Raw genomic sequence first — 20083 nt, 5'->3', positions numbered from 1 at the left:
CGATTCCAGGGCCGACGCAGCCCATGCGGCCCATTCGGAATCGAGGCCCTTCAGCGACGAAATCGAAGGGGCACTGCTGCAGGCCCAGAAACTCGTGGAAATCGCGGTGGACCGCCACCGGAACGTGGAGCGGTTGGTGGCCTCGCTGGAACCGGACGAGACGTCGGTGGGCGTCGCGGCGGAGGAGATGATCGCCTCGGCCCGGCACCATCTCGCTGTCGTCCTCTCCGGGGAGGGCGAGGGCGAGACGCGCCAACTGGTCGACCGGCTCGGCCGGGCCACCGCACGCGGGGTGAACGTCAGGCTGCTTGGCCGGGCCGGCCTGCTGCGGGACCGCCGCTTCCTGGAGCACCTGGACAAGTACGCACCCGGCGTCGACACCCGCCTGGTCAGAGCGCCCTTACAGGAGCTGGTGCTCGCTGACAGCGTTGTCGGCGCGGTGTGGATCCGCAACGGAGTCGCCGTACGCGAGGCGGTGGTCGTGCGGGCTCCGGCCGTGCTGCGCAACCTGTGCAGCCTCTTCGCCGTGTCGTGGTCGAGCAGCGCGGCGCTCTCCGACCACCGGAGGCTGAGTGAACGCTCGCGCAGTGCGCTCGGCCGGCGCATCCTCCTGGCCCTGAGCTCGGGCCGCACCGACGAGGCCGCTGCCCGCGAACTCGGCGTGTCGGTCCGCACGTACAGGCGCAACGTCGCGGAAATAACGCGTGAGCTGGGAGCGAACTCACGATTTCAGGCCGGCGCCCGGGCCGTCGAACTCGGGCTGCTCTCCCCGTCGGCCGATCCGCTGCCTCCCGGTACCGGCCAACTGGCGCGGTAAGAACTTGTCACACTGACCTTTGACAATACGGAAAGCCTCAGGTCTCTGGCAGCTTGCTGTAGTTCTCCTTGTGGTGCGGACAGTGGGGATTGCAGGATCTTCCTGCCTCCACAAGAGGCTTCTCAGCCGCTATCTGCGAGGAACGGCATCGATGAGTGACGTGATGATCGAAGCTAGGGAGCTGGGCAGAACGTTCGGTGCCACACGAGCACTCGACGACATCAGCTTCCGAATGGAAAAAGGGCGAATTCTCTGTCTGCTCGGTCATAACGGAGCGGGTAAAAGCACACTGGTGAGTATTCTCGCCACCCTGCTGCCGCCCACGAATGGGACGGCGCGGATCGCGGGATACGACGTGGTGCGCGAGGCACGTGAGGTACGTCGCCGCATCGGTCTCACGGGCCAGTTCGCGGCCGTGGACGAGAGCCTCACCGGACGCGCGAACCTGCTGCTCGTGGCACGTCTGCTCGGGGCCGGCAAGAAAGAGGCGGCGGCACGTGCCGAGGAACTGCTGGACATGTTCGCGCTGACCGAGTCCGCCGACCGGCCGGCGGGCACGTACTCGGGAGGAATGCGGAGACGGCTCGACCTCGCCAGCAGCTTCGTGGGCCGGCCGCAGGTGCTCTTCCTGGACGAGCCCACCACGGGGCTCGACCCGGTCAGCCGCAACGCCCTGTGGGACCTCGTCCGCACGCTGGTGAGCGCGGGCACCACTGTGCTGCTGACCACCCAGTACCTGGAGGAGGCCGAGCAACTGGCCGATCGGGTCATGGTGCTCGCCAAGGGAAGGTGCGTCGCGGACGGTTCGGTCGCCCAGCTCAAGGGACAACTGGGCGGTAGCACGGTCCGGGCCACACTCGCCGATCCCGGCGCCACCGCTGCCGCACTCACCGCCCTGCGGACGGCGGGACTCGACCCCTGTCCGGGCGAACCCGCGGGAACGGTCACCGCCGGAGTCGAGGGTTCCGTCGGACTCGCCGCGGCCGTCCGCGCGTTCGACACCGCGGGAGTGGAGATCACCGGCATCTCACTGTCCGAACCGACACTCGACGACGTCTACTTGGCCCTCGCCGATCAGCGGACCGCTGTTCCGGTCCCCTTCTGAGACCGACCACATCCGCCCCCCGACACCCGAGCCGCTTCATGAACCTGTGGACCATCCGCCGGCTGACCGACGCCTGCCCCGCCCCCGTCGTCGCGCCACGTGAGCCCCTGGGACCAGCGCCCCGTCGCACGTGGATCCGGAGACTCCGCCCGACGCGCAGCGCCCTCACCCCAGCCCCCCACCGACGGCCTTGAACTTCCAGGGAGCCCTCCATGACGGCGATCACGCCGACGTACCACTCGATCACCGAGGCGACGATGATGCCGCGTCTGGTCCGTCTCGGCCCCAACCTGTACGGCGCGGTCTTCTCCCTCATGAAGCTGCTGCCCGCGCGCTACATCCTGCGAAACGCCCACAGCCGTGGCGAGCTGGACGCCGAGACGGTGATCGTCGAGACCACGTCGGGCACCTTCGGCCTCGCACTGGCGATGCAGTCCGCCCTCATGGAACGTGAGTTGATCCTGGTCAGTGACCCGGCCATCGACGCCAACCTCTATCGAAGGTTGACCGATCTCGGCGCCGAGGTGGAGATCTGCCAGGAACCGGCGCCTGTCGGCGGCTACCAGGAGACCCGACTGCGCCGGCTTGCCGAGATCCGCGCCGAACTCCCCTCGACCTTCTGCCCCGAGCAGTACAGCAACCCCGACAACCCGCGCTCCTACGGTGTGGTCGCCGAGCAGATCGCCCGCTCGCTCGGCACGGTCGACTGCCTCGTCGGGCCCGTCGGCTCGGGTGGCTCGATGTGCGGCACGGTCCGCGGACTGCGCGAACTGACCCCGCACACCCAGGCCATCGGTGTCGACAGCCACCGAAGTGTGCTCTTCGGGCAGCCCGACGGCCCCCGTGCCCTGCGCGGCCTCGGCAACAGCCTGTGGCCGGCGAACCTCGACCACTCCGCCTTCGACGAGGTGCACTGGTGCTCGGCGCCCGAGGCGTACACGTACACCCGCCGACTGCACGCCACCCACGCCCTGTTCCAGGGGCCCACCAGCGGCGCCGCGTACCTGGTCGCCCAGTGGTGGGCCGCGCGCAATCCCGGCGGACTGTGCGTGGTGATGCTCCCCGACGAGGGCTATCGCTACCTGGCGACCGTCTACAACGACGCCTGGCTCACCGAGAACGGCCACACCCTCCCCAGTCCGCCCGCCGAGCCGCTCCTGGTCGACTCGCCGGCCGACGCCGGTGACGTCTGGACCCGGATGATCTGGGGCAGGCGCACTTATGAGGACGTGCACGGCACGGTGCCGCGCTCCGGCGGGTCCCTCGCGGACCCGGTGCTGTCATGACCGGCACGGGCCGGCTCAGCCGCACGCTCGGCGCCCGGACCGCCCGCGTCGTCTACGGCGAACCGGGCCCCGACGCCGTCCGCCAGGAGCTGGGCCACACCTCGACCATCGACCTCGCGCACGTGGTGATGCTCACCGAGTGCAGGCTGCTGCCCCGGACCGCGGCCGGCACTCTCCTGCGCACCATCACCGCGCTGCGCGCCGACGGTTTCGCCGAACTCCACGACCGTCCGGCACCGCGTGGCCTCTACCTCATGTACGAGAGCCATCTGATCGAGCGGCTCGGCGCGGACGTGGGCGGCAAGCTGCACACCGGCCGCTCTCGCAACGACATCAAGGCGACCATCACCGCCATGCGGCTGCGTGAGGTCCTGACGGACCTGCTCGGTGAACTGCTGCGGCTGCAGGCCGTGCTGCTCTCCCGGGCCCGGGCCCACCAGGACGTGGTCATGCCCGTCTACACCCACTTCCAGCCGGCGATGCCCGTCACCTTCGGCTACTACCTCGCCGGGATCGCGACGGCCCTGGACCGGGACATCGCCGCGCTCCGGCACGCTGCCGACGAGCAGAGCCGATGCCCCCTGGGGGCGGGCGCCGTCTCCGGCACGGACCTGCCCATCGACCCCTCCCGAACGGCCGAACTGCTCGGTTTCGACGGGCCGCCGCTGCACGCCGTCGACGCGGTGGCCAGCCGGGACACGCTGCTGCGTGCCCTCGCGGCGGCGGCCGGCGCGGGGCTCACACTGAGCCGGCTCGCGACCGACCTCCAGCTGTGGAGCACACAGGAGTTCGCCTTCGTGGAGTTCCCCGAGCGGCTCGTAGGCGGCAGTTCGGCCATGCCGCAGAAGCGCAACGCGTTCCTGCTGGAGCATGTGAAGGCCAAGTCGGCCGCCGCCGTCGGCGCGTGGACCGCGTCGGCCGCCGCCATCAAGTCGACGCCGTTCACCAACTCCATCGAGGTCGGCACCGAGGCGGTCGGCGGCGCCTGGCCAGCCCTGGCCGCCGTGCGCGACACCGTGCTTCTCGCCCAGGTGCTGGTCAGCGGCGCCCGCCCGGACCGCGGGCGGATGGAACAACGGGCCAGGGAGGGCTTCGTCACGGCCACGGTGATCGCCAATCGCCTGGTGCGGCAGGGAGTCCCGTTCCGTACCGCGCACCACGTGGTCGGCGCCGCCGTACGGGAGGCGGTCGAAGGCGGCGAGTCCGAGCTGACGAAGATCACCCTGCCTGACGGCCTGCGGGCCGAGGTGAGCGCGGAGATCCCGGCGCTGTCGGAACTCGTCGCCGCGCACGACGTGGGCGGTGGCCCCGGTGCCTGCGAGGGCGTCGTCCACGAACTGCGGCAGCGGCTGACCGGGCACGCCGAACAGCTCGCGGAGCACCGGGCCCGTCGGGCGCGTGCGGCCGCGGAGCTCGACGCGGCGGTCGCCGCCGTGGTGGCCGGCGCGGACCAGGGAGGGACCGTATGAACACCACCACGGCACGGTGGTTCGCCCTCCTGGAGAGCAACACCACCGGTACGGGACGCGAGTTCTGCGCGGCGGCCCGTGCCCGCGGCATGCGGCCGGTGCTGCTGACCCGGGACCCCGACCGCTACCCCTATGTCGTCGAGGACGCCGTCGACACCTTGGTACTGGACACGGCCGACCTGGCGGCCGTGGTGGAGGCCTGTCAAGGGCTGGCCGACGACGCCGGGCTGGCCGGGATCGCCTCCAGCTCCGAATACTTCGTGGCGGACGCCGCCCGGGCCGCGGCGCGGCTCGGACTGCCCACGGCCGACGGTGACGCGATCGCCCGCTGCCGGGCCAAGGACCTCCAGCGCGCGGCGCTCGCCGACCACGGGGTGCCCGTGCCGTCCTGGACCGCGGTCTCCGACGTGGCCGCGGCGGTCCGGGTGGCCGAGACCATCGGCCACCCGGTGATACTCAAGCCGGTGAGTGGCTCCGGTTCCAACGGCGTACGGCTGTGCGCCGACACGGTGGAGACCGAGGACTGGGCCCGTCGGCTTCTGAGCCGGACGACGGACGAGCGGGGCAACCCGGTCGTCCCGCGTATCCTCGTGGAAGCCGCCATCGACGGACCGGAGTTCTCCGTCGAGACCTTCGACGGAGACGTCGTCACCGTCGTCGGCAAGCACACCGGCCCCGCGCCGTACTTCGTGGAGACGGGCCACGACGTTCCCGCTCCCGTGGACCCCGGCACCGCCGCCGAACTCGGGGACACGGCCCTGCGGGCCCTGAAGGCCCTGGGACTCGGCTGGGGAGCCGCCCACACCGAGATCCGCCGGTCGGCCGAGGGGCCCGTGGTCATCGAGGTCAACCCGAGGCTCGCCGGCGGAATGATTCCCGTCGCCGTACGCGCCGCGACCGGGACGGACCTGGTGGACGCCGTGATCGCCCGGGCCGCGGGTCAGGACACGGCGCCGATCACGGCCTCGGGCCCCCGGGCCGCCGCTCACGCCGCCGTGCGCTTCGTCATGGCGGCCGACGCGGGAGTGGTCACCGCCATCGGCGGAGTCGAGGACGCGGCTGCGTCGACAGGCGTCGTGGTGGCCGCGCCCGGCACAGCCGTCGGCCGGCAGGTGCGGATCACACATTCGTTCCAGGACCGCCTGGGGTGTGTGGTCGCCACGGGCCCTGACACCGCCCAGGCGGGCTTCCGAGCCGAGTCCGCCGCACGACTGATCAGGATCGAGCTGGACGAGCCGGTGACGCCGGAAGAAGGGAACGGGGGCCGATGAGCGAGCCGCGCACGCAGCACACGTACACCACAATCCCCAGATGGACCATGCCGCTCGACGAGAAGCAGGGCGTTGCGGAGCACGGCGAGGAGCTCCCCGCATCGCTCACCCGGGCGCTGGAGGAGCACGCCGCCGTCATGGGTGCCGGACTGCCCGCCGTCCTGCTCGCCGCGCATGCCAGGGTCATGGCGACCGTGGCGTCCGAGCCCGACCTGCTCATCGGTCTGGCGCCGTCGGCGGGCCGGGCGGAGGCGACGCTGCGCCTGACGGTCGCGGACGGCACGTGGACGGAGCTCACCGACCGCGCCGGTGCCGCGTTGGGCGCCGCACACCGCGCGGAGGGCCGGCCCGAGGTGGTGTTCGACCTGTCGGGTCTTGCCGCGCAGGACACCGGGGCACCGGACGGCGGCATCGGCGCGGGCCCGCAGGCCGACGGCCTCGACTCCGGAGTCGTCCTGAGGGCCGCCGTCACCCGGGAGCACGGCGGGCTGTCGCTGCGCCTGATGTACGACCGTGCCCACCTCGACGAGGGGTACGCCCGTCGCCTGGCGGGATACCACCTGCGCGCACTGCACCTGCTCGCGGCGGACCCGCACGGACTCCACCACCGGCAGAGCCTGTTGTCCGCCGAGGAGGCCGACACCCAGCTGTACGGTCTCGCCGGCCCTCGCGCCGGGTTGTCCGACGGCACCTTCGTGGACCACTTCGAGGAGCAGGTGCGGAAGTCGCCGGACGCCGTGGCCGCCGTCCACGGACCCCTTCGTCTGACTTACCGGGAGCTGGACCGCGCGGCCAACCGGGTCGCCAACGCGCTGCTGGCGGCGGGAGTCCGTGCCGAGGACGTCGTCGCGGTGGTCATGGACCGCACCCTCGACTGGATCGCCGCGGCGCTCGGCGTGTTCAAGGCCGGGGGTGTCTATCTCCCGGTGCGCCCCGACTTTCCCGCAGACCGTGTAGCGGCCCAACTCCGGCGCAGCGACTGTGCCTTCGTGCTCACCGAGCCCGGCAGCGCGGACCTGGTGGCTCTGGCGGGCGAGCTCACCGGGCGCGAGCCGTACGTCCTGGCCGTACCGGAGATCCAGGCCTCCGACGTCTCCGCCGAGGCCCCCGGCCTTCCGATCGCCCCAGGGCGGGCCGCCTACATCTACTTCACCTCCGGCTCCACCGGCGCCCCCAAGGGAGCCCTGTGCGAGCACGTCGGCATGCTCAACCACCTCCACATGAAGATCGACGACATGGAGATGACGAACGGTGCCGCGGAGGTCGTCACGCAGACCGCCTCGCAGTGCTTCGACATCTCCCTGTGGCAGTTCGCGGCCCCCCTGCTGGTCGGCGGCAGTGTGCGCGTCGTGGACACGGACGTCCTGCTCGACGTCGCCGGCTTCGTCGACGAGATCGTCACGGGCCGGGTCACCGTCACCCAGATCGTGCCGAGCTATCTGGAGGTGCTCCTCACCCACCTGGAACAGCACCCCCGCCCGCTCGGGGCGCTGCGCGCGGTGTCGGTCACCGGAGAGGCCCTCAAGTACGAACTGGTGCAACGGTGGTTCGCCCTCTACCCGGACATCAGACTGGTCAACGCCTACGGTGCCACCGAGGTGTCCGACGACACCATGCACGAGGTGCTGGACCGGGTACCGGACCGCGACTTCGTCACCGTCGGCCGCTCCCTGCGCAACGTCAACACCTATGTGCTCGACGAGAACCTCGCGCTGGTCCCGCTCGGCTCGCCCGGTGAGATCGCGTTCTCCGGTGTGTGCGTGGGCCGGGGCTACATCAACGACGATGAACGCACCCGGGAGGCCTTCGTCCCCGACCCCTTCCGCCCCGGCACCCGGATGTACCGCACCGGGGACTTCGGACGCTGGCTTCCCGAGGGGCGCATCGAGTATCTGGGGCGGCGGGACGAGCAGGTGAAGATCCGGGGCTTCCGGATCGAGATCGGCGAGATCGAGAACAAGCTGCTGGGCATGCCGGGCGTCCGCGAGGCCGCGGTCGTCATCGACGGCTCCGGGGACGGACCGCGCAATCTCGTGGCGTTCTTCAGCGGTGGGGACGGCGGCGTCGGCAGTGGCACGGAAACAGGTGCGGAGGCGGTCACCGAGCGAGCCCGGGACTTCCTGGCCCGGCAGCTTCCCGAGTACATGGTCCCGACCTACTTCCACCAGCTGGAGCGGCTTCCGCTCACCGAGAACGGCAAGATCGACAAGAAGGCCCTGGTCCGGCTCGCCGGCACCCTCGGCCACGGCGGCGCGACGTACGCGGCGCCCGGCACTTCAGCCGAACAGCGGCTGGCGATGCTGTGGGCGCAGGTGCTGGGCGTGCCGCTGGAGCGTATCGGCCGGGACGACAACTTCTTCGAGCTCGGCGGTACCTCGCTGGCCGCGGTGCGCCTGCTGGTCCAGCTGGACCGGGCACTGTCCCTGAAGGACCTGGTCGCCCACCCCGTGCTCGCCGAGCTCGCGACGGTGCTCACGGAACACGACCGGGGCGGTGAACGAGCGGCCACGAACGGGCTGTTGCAGCCGCTGGCCGCGGCCCGGAACCCCCACCGGACCTTGGTGTGCTTCCCCTACGCGGGTGGCAACGCCGTCAACTTCCGCTCCCTGGCCGCTGAGTTGGAGACAGACGGCATCGCCGTGCTCGGTGTCGAACTGCCCGGTCACGACTTCGCGGGTGCCGAGGAGCCGATGGCGGAGATCCCGGAGATCGCCCGGCGGGTACGGGATGAGATCGCCGAGCGGGTCACCACGCCCGTGCTGCTGTGGGGCCACTGCGCGGGCGCGGCCGCCGCTCTGGAGACCGCCCGGCTGCTCCAGGAGGCGGGCCGCGCCGCCGAGCGCGTCTTCGTGGGCGCCCTGCTGCTGGAGGACACCGACGCGCTGCGCGCGGAGATGGCGGATGTATCCGGCGCGGACAACCGGGCCCTGCTCTCCCGGCTGCGCGCCGACAACGCCTACGTCGAACTCGACGAGCTCAAGCCGGAGCGGGCGGACGTGGTGGGGCGGGCCTACCGGCACGACGTCCTCACCGCCAACAGCCATCTGATCCGGATCCGTGAGGACTCCGAGAGTCACCGCATCGACGCCCCGCTCGAGGTGGTCGTCGCCCGTGACGACGCCTCGACGGCGCACTTCGCCGAGGGACACGGGGACTGGAAGGCGGTCTCCGACCGGGTGACCCTCCATGAACTGGACCAGGGTGGCCACTACTTCGTCAGCACACGACCGGCGGACACCGCCGCGCTGGTACGGGCCGGCTGCCCCGGGACCGAGCACCGGAACTAGGAGGACCAGGGTGACGACGATCGACACGACGGCGCTCCACGCGGACTACCGCCGGGTAGCCGCCACCGGCGTGAGCTCGGCCTTCGGCACGTTCGGTGAGCTCCTGCAGGGCGTTCTGCCGGAGACGGACGGGGACTTCCTGGTCACCCTTCCCGTCGCCCGGTGGGCCGTGGCCCGTTTCGAGGTGGACCCGCACACCGAGGCGCTCGAGGTGTGGCCGCCGCACAAGAAGAAGGCCCTGAGACTCACTTCGATGATCATGGATGACGCCCGGCGGCCCGCGGGCGGTGTGCTGCGGATCGACAGCTCGCTGCCCGAGGGCAAGGGGCTGGCCAGCTCCTCCGCGGACCTGGTGGCGACGGCCCGTGCCGTCGCCAACGCACTGGAGGAGCCGATGCCGCCTCGGCGTATCGAGTCGTATCTCGCCAGGATCGAACCGACCGACGGCGTGCTGTACCCGTCGGTGGTGGCCTTCCACCACCGCAGCGTGCGGCTGCGTGCCCGGCTCGGCTCCCTGCCGTCGATGGCGGTGGTCAGCGTCGACGAGGGCGGCGCCGTCGACACGGTCGACTTCAACAACATCCCCAAGCCCTTCACTGCCGCGGACAAGCGGGAGTACGTCCGGCTTCTGGACCGGATCACCGGCGCCGTGGCCCGGCAGGACCTGGCCGAGACGGGCGCGGTGGCGACCGCGAGCGCGCGGATGAACCAGGTGCTGCGGCACAAGTGGTCGCTCGAGCCGATGATCGCCATCTGCCGAGAGGCGGGCGGTCTGGGCGTGGTCGTCGGGCACAGCGGTACCACGCTGGGGATCCTGCTGGACACCTCGGCGCCGCACTTCCACAGCCGGCTCACCGCCGCCGCGCAGGCCTGCCAGGAACTCGTCGGCAACGTGACGGTGTACCGCACGCTGAGCTTCCACTGAGCCCAGGGCCACAGAAGGGGGCCGTCCCCGGTTTCCGGGTGCGGCCCCCTCGGCGTGGTGCCGCCGTTACGGCCGGAACGGTTCGCCGAGGCCCACGATGATCTCCCGCTCGCCCCGGTAGGGTTCGCGGCTGTGCGCCGTGCGCACGTTGTCGATCAGGAGGAGATCGCCCCGCTGCCACGGCTCGCGCACGGTGTGCGCCTCGTACACCTCGTTGACGAGGTCGACGCTCGCGCGGTCGAGGGGGGTGCCGTCGCCGCAGAACGTGTTGAAGGGCAGGCCCTCCGGGCCGAACTCGGCCGTCAGGAACTCGCGGACCTCGGGTGCCATCGTCCACTCGTTGAGGAACGCGACCTGGTTGAACCAGCACCGCTCACCGGTCTGTGGATGCCGGACGACGGCCGGCCGGGTCTGCGCCGTGCGCAGCGCGCCATCGGCGTCCCAGCGCGCCTCGATGCCGTGTTCGGCGCAGTAACGGTCCACGACCGCGGGGTCGTCGGTGCCGAAGGCGTCCTGCCAGGCGATGCCGACGAACGGGTTGTAGTGGCGGGTGAGCCGCCAGCCGTGGCGCTCGAACCGGCTGACGAGGTCCGGGGGCAGATCTCGCAGCACCGCCCGGCTGTCGGCGATCGCCGTGATCCCGCCGTCGGTCGGCGGGGTGAGGCACGCGAACGCCATGAGCTGCGGGGCAGAGGGCGCGTGACTGAGCTCGTGGTGCATGCACATGGGCTGGTCGGCCGGCCAGTGCGTGGAGGAGTAGACGCCCTGTCCGTGGATGTCGCGCGGCGCGAACCCCTCACGTTCGATCAGCGGGTCGCCGATGACCCGACCCACGGCCGCGACGGCGGTCGCCCGGTCGTCCAGGCGCAGTCCGCGCACCAGGACGGCTCCGCTGCGGGCGACCGCCTGCCTGATCTCCGGGCGGTGTTCGGTCAGCCAGTCGACGGCGGCGCCGGGGGGCGCCTGCGTCGTGTCGAGCCGGACGACGGGGCCGGATCCGGTTCCGGGCATGGTGGGACCTCTTTCGTCTCTCGGTGAGATGGCGGGGATGCGGTTCAGGCCGGCGGGCGCCGGAAGGCCCGTACGGCCGCGACGGATCCGGCGACGGCGACCAGGACGCTGGTGCCCAGCGCGGACCACACATGGGTGCCCAGCGGCTGGCCGAGGGCGAGCGCACGGTTGGCGTCCATCGCGTACGACAGCGGGTTGACCGTCGCCAGGACCTGGAGCCAGTCCGGAAGCCGGTCCTTGGGGACGAAGGCGCTGGAGGCGAACATCAGCGGGAACGTGACCAGATAGCCGGCACTCTGCATGGCCTCCGCGTTGCGCAGCCAGGCCCCCAGCGCGAGGAAGATCCAGGTCATCGCCCAAACGACGGCGCAGGTCAGCAGGACCGCCGCCAGCAGCCCCGGCAGTCCGCCGGCCGGATCGGCGCGCAGGAAGGCCACCGCCACCACGACGAGGATCACCAACTGGGCCGTGGTACGCAGCAGATCGGCGAAACTGCGGGCGAACAGCAGCAACGGGGCGTGGATCGGCAGAGTGCGCAGCCGTGCCACGGCGCCGTTGTCCATGTCACGGACCAGACCGATGCCCGAGGCGACCGCGGGACCGATGCCGGTGGTCACCAGCAGGGCGGGGAGCAGGAAGTCCAGGTAGGCCACGCCGTCCGGCAGATGACCGCGGTCCACGATGGCGCCGAAGACCTGGCTGAGCAGAAGCAGCATGAACACCGGCTGCAGCATGCTCAGCACCACGACCTTGACATGTGTGAAGTTCGCCCTGACCGCCCGGCCGGTGAGGATGAGCAACTGCGCGGTGGGGCCGGTGCCGCGCCAGGCAGGTCCCGGCCCGGTGTCGCGAGACGTGCAGGGCGGCGACGAGGTGCTGGTCATGGGGTTCCTCCGTGATCGTAGGCCCGTTGTACGTGCGACAGCGCCGCGAGCAGGTCGGCGGACGTGACCTTGCGGGCGGCGGACACGGCGGCACGGGGGAGGGGGAGCGCACCCGTGTCCGCCCAGCGGAGCCGTCCGTCGCGGTCGATGAAACTCCTGGCCCGGCCCGCGTTGTCGGGGTGCAGGCAGTAGGGAATGTCGAGCAGACCACGCCGGAAGGCCGTCAACAGGGCCGTGCCCACGTCGTCGTGCAGTCCCAGCACGGTGTGCACGAGGGTGCGGGCCTCCGCGTACACCTCGGAGTCGGCGTCGGCCGGTCGGGGCCGCGGGGGTGCGGGGGCTTCTGCCGCGGCGCGTGCGGCCGTCTCCAGTGCCTCCACGTTGTCCGCGATGGTCGGGATGCGGTGCGCCTCCGCGGCGGTCTTCACGATCAGCCGGGAGGCCCCCGAGGCGACCGCGAGCCGCGCCGCTGCTTCCAGCAGGGCCAGCGCGCCCCCGCGCGAGAGGGGATACACGCCCATGTAGGTGTAGAGCACGACATGCCAGTCGACGTGCCCCAGCAACTCGCCGGCGAGCAGCCGCAGCGCCGCCACCGCTTCCAGGTCCTGCTCCGGACTGGTCTGCTGGGCGTAGCTCAACGAGACGCTGCGCAGGCCGTGCTGGGTGAAGAACAGACCCTCGAGGACGGCGACGGCGACCAGAACGGCCGGTGGGCACAGTTGCCCCAGCATGCAGCCGCCGAAGCTCTCCACATGCGGCACCCGGCCGTCACCGGTGTGCCGGGCGAGCATCTCGCAGGACCTGCGCCAACTCGCCACCGCCTCCTGCAGCGGGGTGCGGCCGTAGGGCAGGCAGTACGAGACCGGCCCGCCTTCGGTCGCTTCCAGTCCGAGGGCGAGCAGCGCCGCCACGATGTGCTCGGGCCGCGCGGAGCCGTGCCTCACCTGGACGGGGAAAGAGGCGGTGTGGATGCCGTTCAGCACGGCGCGCGAGGTCTCCAGGGGGTGGGTGCAGATCGGGTAGCCGTTGAGCGGGACACCGTCGTCCAGGGCCTGGCGGGCGGCGACGAGGTCACGCACCCTGGTGTAGCTGTCCAGGGTCAGCGTCCCCACCGTGACCGCGTCTGCGGCCCGGGTGCGGGCCAGCCCCTCGCGCATGCGACGGGGATCGCCGAACCCCATCCGGGGCTGGACGACGAGCGTGCCGTTGGCCCGGGCCCCGGCCACGAAGTCGCCGAAGGACACCCGCGTCACGACGCCGCTCGGACCGGCAACCGGGACACCAGGGCGTGGAAGGAGGCCACGTCCCCGTCGTCGAAGACCCGGTCGTAACCCGCGTCGAGCAGCCGGCGCAGCTGCCCGAGGTCGCGCAGTCCGTCGGTACCCAGCTTGCCGCCGATCACCATGGTGGTGGCGGCGAGTTGCGGGCGGCCGCGCAGGGTCCGCACGAGCCGCAGACCGTCCTGATGGCCGTGGCCGTTGACGCTGCTGACGACGAGCAGATCAGGCCTCTGTTCCAGGGCGGACCGCAGCACCAGTTCGTCGGGCGCGCAGGGGCCGAGGTTGATGACGTCGTGGCCCCATTCCTCCAGGAGTAACTGGAGAAATATGAGATTCCAGGTGTGGGCGTCGGAAGACGTGCCGGTGATCAGCACGGAAGGCAGGTGGATGCCATGCGTGGAATTCATTGGAATCCCGGATTCGGGGAGTGCCGGGCGTTTCCCTGTAGGACAGCTGGAAACGCGGTGCACTCGGCGGCTGGACTGTTCTTCGCAATGCGGTCGGTTCTTGACTCTACTGTCGTCAATGGGCCCGTGACCGGGGTACGCCTGGCCGGTACTGGCCTTGCCGCCTCCCGAACCGCCTGCCGTTACGGGAGATTTGTCCCTGTTGCTGGAGGGTGGCCGGACGTCGCGTGCAGTTTGCTGTCAGCCGCCTTCCCCGCCCCAGGGGCAGCCGGTAGAAAGTCACGGCAGTGCCGGTCCGGCGCATTGAAACCCCGTTCTCGACCCCGAAGGGCAGGGCCACGAATATGGCGGGAATCGTCACCGCCCCCAGTGTCACCGCAGTACTCCGACGGCATGCGGAAAACCGGCCGGAAAAAGAGGCGGCGGCATTTGTGACGGATCCCGTTCGGGAGGACGGGGCGCAGTGGCTGACCTATGCCGAACTGGACGCGCGGGCCCGCGGCCTGGCCGTGCGGCTGCGGCTCGCCGGGGTCGGGCCCGGTGATCGTGCCGTGCTGCTGTACCCCGCCGGGCTCGGGTTCGTGACCGCGTTCCTCGGCTGCCTGTACGCCGGCGTCGTCGCGGTCCCCTCCTCGCTTCCCGGTCGTTACCGCCACGAGCGGCACCGGGTCCGGCGCATCGCGGACGACGCGGGCGCCACGGCGATCCTGACCGACACCCCGACCCGGGGCGATGTCGAGGAATGGCTCGCCGAGGAGGGGCTCGGCCACCTCCCCCTGATGGCCACCGACGACGGCGCCGGACCCGCACCCGACGCCTGGACCATGCCGTCCACCGACCACACGACACTCGCCGTGCTCCAGTACACCTCGGGCTCCACCGGTGACCCCAAGGGCGTGATGATCAGTCACGGCAACCTGCTGCACAACACCGCCCACATCGCCGACGTCCTGAAACTCGACGACACCACACGTGGCGGCGGCTGGATACCCCACTTTCACGACATGGGTCTGATGGGCCTGATGCTGCCGCCGCTGATGACCGGCTCCGCCACCGTGCTGATGAGTCCCAGCACCTTCCTGAAGCGACCCCACCTGTGGCTGCGCATGATCGACCGGTTTGACATCCACTACTCCGCCGCACCCGACTTCGCCTACGAGGTGTGCAGCCGGCGCGTCACCGACGCCCAGGCCGAGGGACTCGACCTCTCCCGCTGGCGCCATGCCGTCGACGGCTCCGAACCCGTGCGGGCCGCCGTCCTGGACCGGTTCCACCGGAAGTTCGCGGACCACGGGCTGCGTGCCGACGCGCTCGCCCCCTGCTACGGCATGGCCGAGGCGACCCTCTTCGTCTCCGGTGCCATCGACGGCCCGCCGCGCAGCCTGCAGGTCGACGCCGACCTCCTCGAGCGCAACGAGTTCCGGCCCGTCGCCGACGCCGATCAGGCCGGCCGTGACGTGGTCGGCTGCGGACCGCCGCGCGGTGCCGAGGTACGGGTCGTCGATCCCGACACCCTCCGCCCCCTGCCCGAGGGCGGCGTCGGTGAACTCTGGCTGCGGGGCCCGGTCGTGGGACACGGCTACTGGGGTCGTGACGCGACCAACGAGGCCGACTTCCGGGCCACCACCGCCGAGGGCGACACCGGATACCTGCGCACCGGCGATCTCGGTGCCCTGTACCAGGGCGAGGTCTACATCACGGGCCGCATCAAGGACGTGCTCAACCTGCGCGGCCGAAACCTCTATCCGCAGGACATCGAACACGAACTCCGGGTCCAGCAGCCAGAGTTGGGCAATCTCGTCGGCGCCTGCTTCTCGGTGCCCGGCCTGGGCGGCAACGGCCAGGACGACGTACTGGTCGTCACCCACGAGGTCCGCGGCATCAAGGACGAGGAGCGGCTGAGGGAACTCGCGACGGGCATGCGACTCACCGTCGCCCGCGAGTTCGGCGCCCCTGTCGGAGCCGTCCTGCTGCTGCGCCCCGGCGGAGTGCGCCGCACCACCAGCGGCAAGATCCAGCGTTCGGCGATGCGTGAACTCTTCCGGACCGGAGCCCTCCAGCCGACCTACGCCGAATACCAGCCCGACCTGCTGCCCGCCGTACCGGACGAAGAGACGGTCGGGGCATGACCGCCACGACACCGCACGCCTCAGCCGCGACGGGTACGGCAGCCCGTTCACCAGCGCCGGTGCCGGCGGGCGGTTCCGACCCCGTGCCGGAGCTGGTGCGGCGCCTGGACGAACTGGCGGTGGCCGGCGGACCGTTCTCCGCCGAGGCGCTGGGCGCACTGGACGCGCGGGAGGGGTTTCCCGCGGAGGCGTGCCGGGCTCTCGACGAGTTCGGACTCCCCCGGTACTACGTTCCGGTTGAACACGGGGGCGCACTCGACGACTTCAGCACGGTGATGCGACTGTTGCGTGCGGTCTCGCGCGTGGACCTGACGGTGGCGGCCGCCCACGGCAAGACGTACCTCGGAGCCGTGTCCACCTGGATCGCCGGCGCACCCGACCGGGCGACATGGCTGGGCCGCCGCATCGCCGAGGGCGCCGTCGTCTCCTGCGCGCTGACGGAGCGGCACCACGGCAGCGATCTGCTGGCCGGAGAGGTCACGGCGCGAGAGGCCGACGGGGGCGCGGGCTGGCGCGTCACCGGCGAGAAGTGGCTGATCAACAACATCACCAGGGCCGACCTGGTCACCGTGCTGGCCCGTACCGACCCGGCCGGCGGCCCGCGCGGCTTCAGTCTCTTCCTCGTCGACAAGAGCCGGCTCACCTCTGAGCAGTTGAATCCGCTGCCCAAGGTGCCCACCTACGGAATCCGCGGCGCGGACATCAGCGGTATGGAATTCCACGACGTGCGGGTGCCGTCCGACGCCCTCATCGGCGAGGCCGGCCGCGGCGTCGAGATCATCCTCAAGGCCCTGCACCTCACCCGCACCGGCTGCGTGGCGATGTCCCTCGGCGCCGGCGACCACGCCCTGAGCCTGGCCGCCCGGTTCACCACCACCGCCACCACCGACGACGGAACATCGATCTCAGAACTACCGCATGTCCGCCGCGAGTTGGGTGCCGCGATGGCCGGTCTGCTGCTCGCGGAGGCCACCGGACTGGTCGCGGTGCGAGCCGTACACGCCCTCACCGCAGAGATGAGCGTCGTCTCCGCCGTCGCCAAGGCCTACGTGCCCGCCCAGGTGGACGACCTCGTGGCCCGGCTGCTCCACTCCCTCGGCCCGTACGGCCTGCTCGACGCCGACGGGCACGGGCGCTTCGCGAAACTGGAGAGGGACCACCGCATCATCGGCATCTTCGACGGCAGCAGTCTGGTCAACCGCAACGCCCTGATCGACCAGTTCGCCAGGTTGTCCCGCGGCTACCGCACGGGCCGCCAGGACGAGGAGGGCCTTGACGAGGCGACCGACCTCGGGGCCCGGCTCCGGCCGTTCGATCCCCGGGCGCTGAGCTTGCTGTCGGGCACCGGCGCCTCCGTCGTCGCCGGGCTGCCCGCCGCCGTGGACCGAGTCCACGACCTGGCGGTGACCGAGGCCGCTTCCGACCGGCTCGCCACCCTGGCCGAACGGCTGCGGCGGGCAACCGACCGGCTCCATGAGGAGATGGCGGCCGTGCGCTTCCCACCGCGTGCGGTGCCCGGCCACGCCTTCGAACTCGCCGAGCGGTACGAACTGTGCTTCGCCGCGGCCGCCGCCCTGCACCTGTGGCTGCGCCGACGTGATGGCCTCGACGAGGCGTGGCTGCGTGGCTGCCTGGTCACCGCCCTCACCGAACTCGGGGAGCCGGTCGGGGAAACCGAACGCGAGGACCTCGACATCCTCGCGGACGCCCTGCTGTCCGCACGTCCCGGCACGGTCCCCTCACTCCTCGACTCCCTGGAGGGCACGGTCCGATGACCACAGTCACCGCCCCCACGGCCCTCGCCGAGGAGGTCGAACATCATCTCGGCGACCCCTACGACACCACCAGTCCAACCGGCTTCCGGGCGATCCTCGCCGCGAGCGAAACGGGCCGGTCCACCGTCGGGGAACCGCTTCCCGCTGCCCTCACGAGGAGCGGGAACACCCCTCCCGAGGCATGGCTGCACGCCTTGCGCGCCCTGTACCGCCGCTCGCCCCACCTCGCCCGTCCCGTCCGCCCGGGCCTTCCGGACGCCGGAATGCAAGCCGCGGCCGTGCGCATCGGAGCGGCTGTCGGCGCCCTCGACTCGGCACTCCGCGTCACCGTGCGCCATCTGCGGGGCAGGCACCTCTACGGAGCGGCCGCCGTCGACATCCCCCGACTGCGCGAGGTGCTGTCGGGAGTCCATGCCGACCTGTTGCTGTGCGACGTCCTGACCACCCTCGCGGTCCGGGACGAGGACCCCCTGCCCGCCCATGAAGGCGTCCACGAGCAGGCAGTACGGCATCTGGTGCCGAGGGTGATCCAGAGCGCGCTGGATCGGCTGTCGGTTCTGATGGGGTCGCGCTTCTACATCAGGGCAGGCGAACACGCTGTCTTCCAGATGCTGTTGCACCAGACCCAGCGGGAACTGTTCGCCACCGACCGACCCCCGAGCCCGGCCCCGCGCCGCCTGCCGTTCACCGAACTGGTCACGGCTCCGCGGGCCGCCGCACTGCTGGCGCCCGAGTTCATGACGGCCGCCCCCGGCGGGATCCTCGCCACGCATGCCCGACGCGTACGGCAGCCCTCCGGCGCGGTCCAGGAGCGCCTGTACGGAGATCTGATCCGCCGCTACGACAACGGGCGCTCCTTCGACCTGGCCGAACGCCGGCTCCCGGACCGCCCCTGAACACCTCAGCACCCGAGCCCCCGCCCGGAACGTGTAACGCGCCGCCATCCGGCCGGCCCACCGAAAAGGACAGTCCCATGCCCGAGTCCGACGTCGAGATCCACTCTGCACAGAGCCTCGTCCGCTGGCTCACCGAATGCGTGGCCATGCATCTGGCACGGCCCGCCGACACGATCGACGCCTCCGTACCCCTCTCCGACTACGGGCTCGACTCGGTGTACGCCCTCTCGGTCATCGCCGAACTCGAGGACCACCTCGACGTCTCCCTCGACCCGGCGATCATGTGGGACAACCCCACGATCGACGCACTGAGCAAGGCCCTGGCCGAGGAACTGGCCCTGAACGGCTGACGGTTCGCCCTCGCTCGCAGACCGCCGCAGTCCACCACCTCCGCAGAACCGAGAGGACCGCACTTCCATGTCCGAAGCCCGTCTGCTCCGTCGACCCGTCTCGGCCGCCCAGTCCGGCATATGGGTCGCCCAGCACCTGCACGCGGACAGCCCCCTCTACAACTGCGGTGGCTACTACGAGATCTCCGGCCCGCTCGACACCGCGGTCTTCGCCGAGGCCGTACGACGGGGCGTCGAGGAGACAGAGGCCCTGCGTTCGTACTTCGTCCAGGACGAGCAGGACACCGGCGCGGGCCGGGATGTGGCCCTCCACCAGATGGTCGAGCCCACCGGGCCGGACCCGCTCCGCCTTCTCGACCTGCGAGCGACCGCCGATCCGGAGGCCGCCGCGCACCGGTGGATGAACGAGCGCATGACCAGGCCCTTCGACCTGGACCGCGGTCCCCTGAGCGAACAGGCCCTGATCGTCCTGGCCGACGACCGGCACTGGTACTTCCACGGCTACCACCACGCCGTCCTCGACGGCTTCGGCCATTCCGTTTACGCCGCCCGCGTCGCCGCCCTGTACACGGCTCTGCTCGCCGGAGAAGACCCCGCGCGTACGGGCTTCGCACCCCTGGACCAGGTCGTCGCGGACGAGGCGGCCTACGCCGGCTCGCGTCGCCGGGCCCAGGACCGCGCGTACTGGCGGGGGGTCTTCACCGACCTGCCCGACCCGGTGTCCCTCGCGGGCCGCCCGTCCACCGGCACCCACAGCGTGCTCCGCCACGTCCACACCCTTCCGGCCCCGCTGGCCCGCGCACTCGCCGACACGGCCGCCCGCCTCGGCGTGCAGTGGCCGGCCCTGGCGCTCGCGGCCACCGCGGCCTTCTTCCACCGGATCACCGGCCGCACCGACTTCACGTTCTCGCTGCCGCTCGCGGGCCGCACCGGCCGCACCTCCCTGACCACCCCGAGCGCCATGGTCAACGTTCTCCCCCTGCGCGTGACGACCACGCCCGACACCCCCTTCGCCGACCTCGCCTCCCAGGTGTCCCGGTCGCTCGCGGACGTGATCCGTCACCAGCGTTTCCGCGGCGAGGAGCTCATCCACGAACTCGGCCTCTCCGGCGGCGGACAGACCCGTCTCGGCCCGACCGTCAACATCATGGCCTTTGCCAACGAGCCCCGCTTCGGTCCCGCCCCGTCCGT

At 71.3% G+C, this 20083-nt stretch carries 16 protein-coding genes; 12 read left to right on the top strand and 4 right to left on the bottom strand.

Annotated elements, in window-relative coordinates:
- Positions 1-106: 106 nt before the first annotated feature.
- The 7 genes from GRC12_RS14015 (at position 107) to GRC12_RS13985 (ending at position 10160) form a co-directional block, all read left to right on the top strand.
- Positions 107-817: a TrmB family transcriptional regulator sugar-binding domain-containing protein gene (locus tag GRC12_RS14015; RefSeq protein WP_208779569.1), complete on the top strand. Its 711-nt coding sequence runs from the start codon at positions 107-109 to the stop codon at positions 815-817.
- 151 nt (positions 818-968) lie between these two features.
- Complete coding sequence (locus GRC12_RS14010; RefSeq protein WP_208779568.1) at positions 969-1922, top strand: ATP-binding cassette domain-containing protein; 954 nt, start codon at positions 969-971, stop codon at positions 1920-1922.
- Positions 1923-2134: 212 nt separating this feature from the next.
- A complete protein-coding gene (locus GRC12_RS14005; RefSeq protein WP_244372793.1) occupies positions 2135-3208 on the top strand; it encodes a cysteine synthase family protein in 1074 nt (357 codons plus the stop codon).
- Positions 3205-4677: an argininosuccinate lyase gene (gene argH, locus GRC12_RS14000; RefSeq protein ID WP_208779567.1), complete on the top strand. Its 1473-nt coding sequence runs from the start codon at positions 3205-3207 to the stop codon at positions 4675-4677. The genes GRC12_RS14005 and argH overlap by 4 nt, the downstream gene beginning before the upstream one ends.
- Positions 4674-5948 (top strand): ATP-grasp domain-containing protein, encoded by a 1275-nt coding sequence (locus GRC12_RS13995; RefSeq protein ID WP_208779566.1) that lies wholly within the window; start codon positions 4674-4676, stop codon positions 5946-5948. The genes argH and GRC12_RS13995 overlap by 4 nt, the downstream gene beginning before the upstream one ends.
- Positions 5945-9235, top strand: coding sequence for a non-ribosomal peptide synthetase (locus tag GRC12_RS13990; RefSeq protein WP_208779565.1), 3291 nt, complete (start codon positions 5945-5947; stop codon positions 9233-9235). The genes GRC12_RS13995 and GRC12_RS13990 overlap by 4 nt, the downstream gene beginning before the upstream one ends.
- Positions 9236-9245: 10 nt before the next feature.
- A complete protein-coding gene (locus tag GRC12_RS13985) occupies positions 9246-10160 on the top strand; it encodes a GHMP family kinase ATP-binding protein (RefSeq protein WP_308286549.1) in 915 nt (304 codons plus the stop codon).
- A 66-nt stretch (positions 10161-10226) separates the two neighbouring features.
- On the opposite strand, the gene GRC12_RS13980 is transcribed toward GRC12_RS13985, so the two are convergent.
- From GRC12_RS13980 to GRC12_RS13965, 4 genes are read right to left on the bottom strand one after another with little or no spacing between them, the layout of a single operon-like run.
- On the bottom strand, positions 10227-11171 hold the full coding sequence (locus tag GRC12_RS13980) for a TauD/TfdA family dioxygenase (RefSeq protein ID WP_208779563.1): 945 nt from the start codon (positions 11169-11171) through the stop codon (positions 10227-10229).
- Between the two features lie 44 nt (positions 11172-11215).
- On the bottom strand, positions 11216-12055 hold the full coding sequence (locus GRC12_RS13975; protein ID WP_208779562.1) for an ABC transporter permease: 840 nt from the start codon (positions 12053-12055) through the stop codon (positions 11216-11218).
- Positions 12052-13308, bottom strand: a complete 1257-nt coding sequence (locus tag GRC12_RS13970; RefSeq protein WP_208779561.1) for a methylaspartate mutase — start codon at positions 13306-13308, stop codon at positions 12052-12054. The genes GRC12_RS13975 and GRC12_RS13970 overlap by 4 nt, the downstream gene beginning before the upstream one ends.
- Positions 13305-13742: a cobalamin B12-binding domain-containing protein gene (locus GRC12_RS13965; RefSeq protein ID WP_208779560.1), complete on the bottom strand. Its 438-nt coding sequence runs from the start codon at positions 13740-13742 to the stop codon at positions 13305-13307. The genes GRC12_RS13970 and GRC12_RS13965 overlap by 4 nt, the downstream gene beginning before the upstream one ends.
- A gap of 344 nt (positions 13743-14086) precedes the next feature.
- Here GRC12_RS13965 and GRC12_RS13960 point away from each other — a divergent pair, with 344 nt between their 5' ends.
- The 5 genes from GRC12_RS13960 to GRC12_RS13940 all read left to right on the top strand — a co-directional run.
- Positions 14087-15871 carry a fatty acyl-AMP ligase gene (locus GRC12_RS13960; RefSeq protein ID WP_208779559.1) on the top strand — a complete coding sequence of 595 codons (1785 nt, stop codon included), beginning with the start codon at positions 14087-14089 and terminating at the stop codon, positions 15869-15871.
- Positions 15868-17646: an acyl-CoA dehydrogenase family protein gene (locus tag GRC12_RS13955; RefSeq protein ID WP_208779558.1), complete on the top strand. Its 1779-nt coding sequence runs from the start codon at positions 15868-15870 to the stop codon at positions 17644-17646. The genes GRC12_RS13960 and GRC12_RS13955 overlap by 4 nt, the downstream gene beginning before the upstream one ends.
- Entirely contained in the window at positions 17643-18542 is a 900-nt protein-coding gene (locus GRC12_RS13950; protein WP_208779557.1) for a hypothetical protein, read from the top strand. The genes GRC12_RS13955 and GRC12_RS13950 overlap by 4 nt, the downstream gene beginning before the upstream one ends.
- 77 nt (positions 18543-18619) lie before the next feature.
- Positions 18620-18892 carry an acyl carrier protein gene (locus GRC12_RS13945; RefSeq protein ID WP_208779556.1) on the top strand — a complete coding sequence of 91 codons (273 nt, stop codon included), beginning with the start codon at positions 18620-18622 and terminating at the stop codon, positions 18890-18892.
- A gap of 67 nt (positions 18893-18959) precedes the next feature.
- Positions 18960-20083: condensation domain-containing protein (locus GRC12_RS13940; protein WP_244372791.1), on the top strand; the 1124-nt coding region annotated here is incomplete at its 3' end.

Source organism: Streptomyces griseorubiginosus, assembly GCF_017614965.1.
In the GTDB taxonomy this organism is placed as follows: domain Bacteria; phylum Actinomycetota; class Actinomycetes; order Streptomycetales; family Streptomycetaceae; genus Streptomyces; species Streptomyces griseorubiginosus_B.
The sequence above is the reverse complement of the archived record's forward strand: the minus strand, read 5'-3'. Positions and strand labels throughout refer to the sequence as shown.

Coding starts and splice junctions, on each gene's coding strand:
- GRC12_RS13995 (WP_208779566.1), top strand. CDS start 4,674: ATGAACACCACCACGGCACGGTGGTTCGCCCTCCTGGAGAGCAACACC.
- GRC12_RS13990 (WP_208779565.1), top strand. CDS start 5,945: ATGAGCGAGCCGCGCACGCAGCACACGTACACCACAATCCCCAGATGG.
- GRC12_RS13975 (WP_208779562.1), bottom strand. CDS start 12,055: ATGACCAGCACCTCGTCGCCGCCCTGCACGTCTCGCGACACCGGGCCG.
- GRC12_RS13945 (WP_208779556.1), top strand. CDS start 18,620: ATGCCCGAGTCCGACGTCGAGATCCACTCTGCACAGAGCCTCGTCCGC.
- GRC12_RS14010 (WP_208779568.1), top strand. CDS start 969: ATGAGTGACGTGATGATCGAAGCTAGGGAGCTGGGCAGAACGTTCGGT.
- GRC12_RS13955 (WP_208779558.1), top strand. CDS start 15,868: ATGACCGCCACGACACCGCACGCCTCAGCCGCGACGGGTACGGCAGCC.
- GRC12_RS13965 (WP_208779560.1), bottom strand. CDS start 13,742: ATGAATTCCACGCATGGCATCCACCTGCCTTCCGTGCTGATCACCGGC.
- GRC12_RS13960 (WP_208779559.1), top strand. CDS start 14,087: ATGGCGGGAATCGTCACCGCCCCCAGTGTCACCGCAGTACTCCGACGG.
- GRC12_RS13980 (WP_208779563.1), bottom strand. CDS start 11,171: ATGCCCGGAACCGGATCCGGCCCCGTCGTCCGGCTCGACACGACGCAG.
- GRC12_RS14005 (WP_244372793.1), top strand. CDS start 2,135: ATGACGGCGATCACGCCGACGTACCACTCGATCACCGAGGCGACGATG.
- GRC12_RS13950 (WP_208779557.1), top strand. CDS start 17,643: ATGACCACAGTCACCGCCCCCACGGCCCTCGCCGAGGAGGTCGAACAT.
- argH (WP_208779567.1), top strand. CDS start 3,205: ATGACCGGCACGGGCCGGCTCAGCCGCACGCTCGGCGCCCGGACCGCC.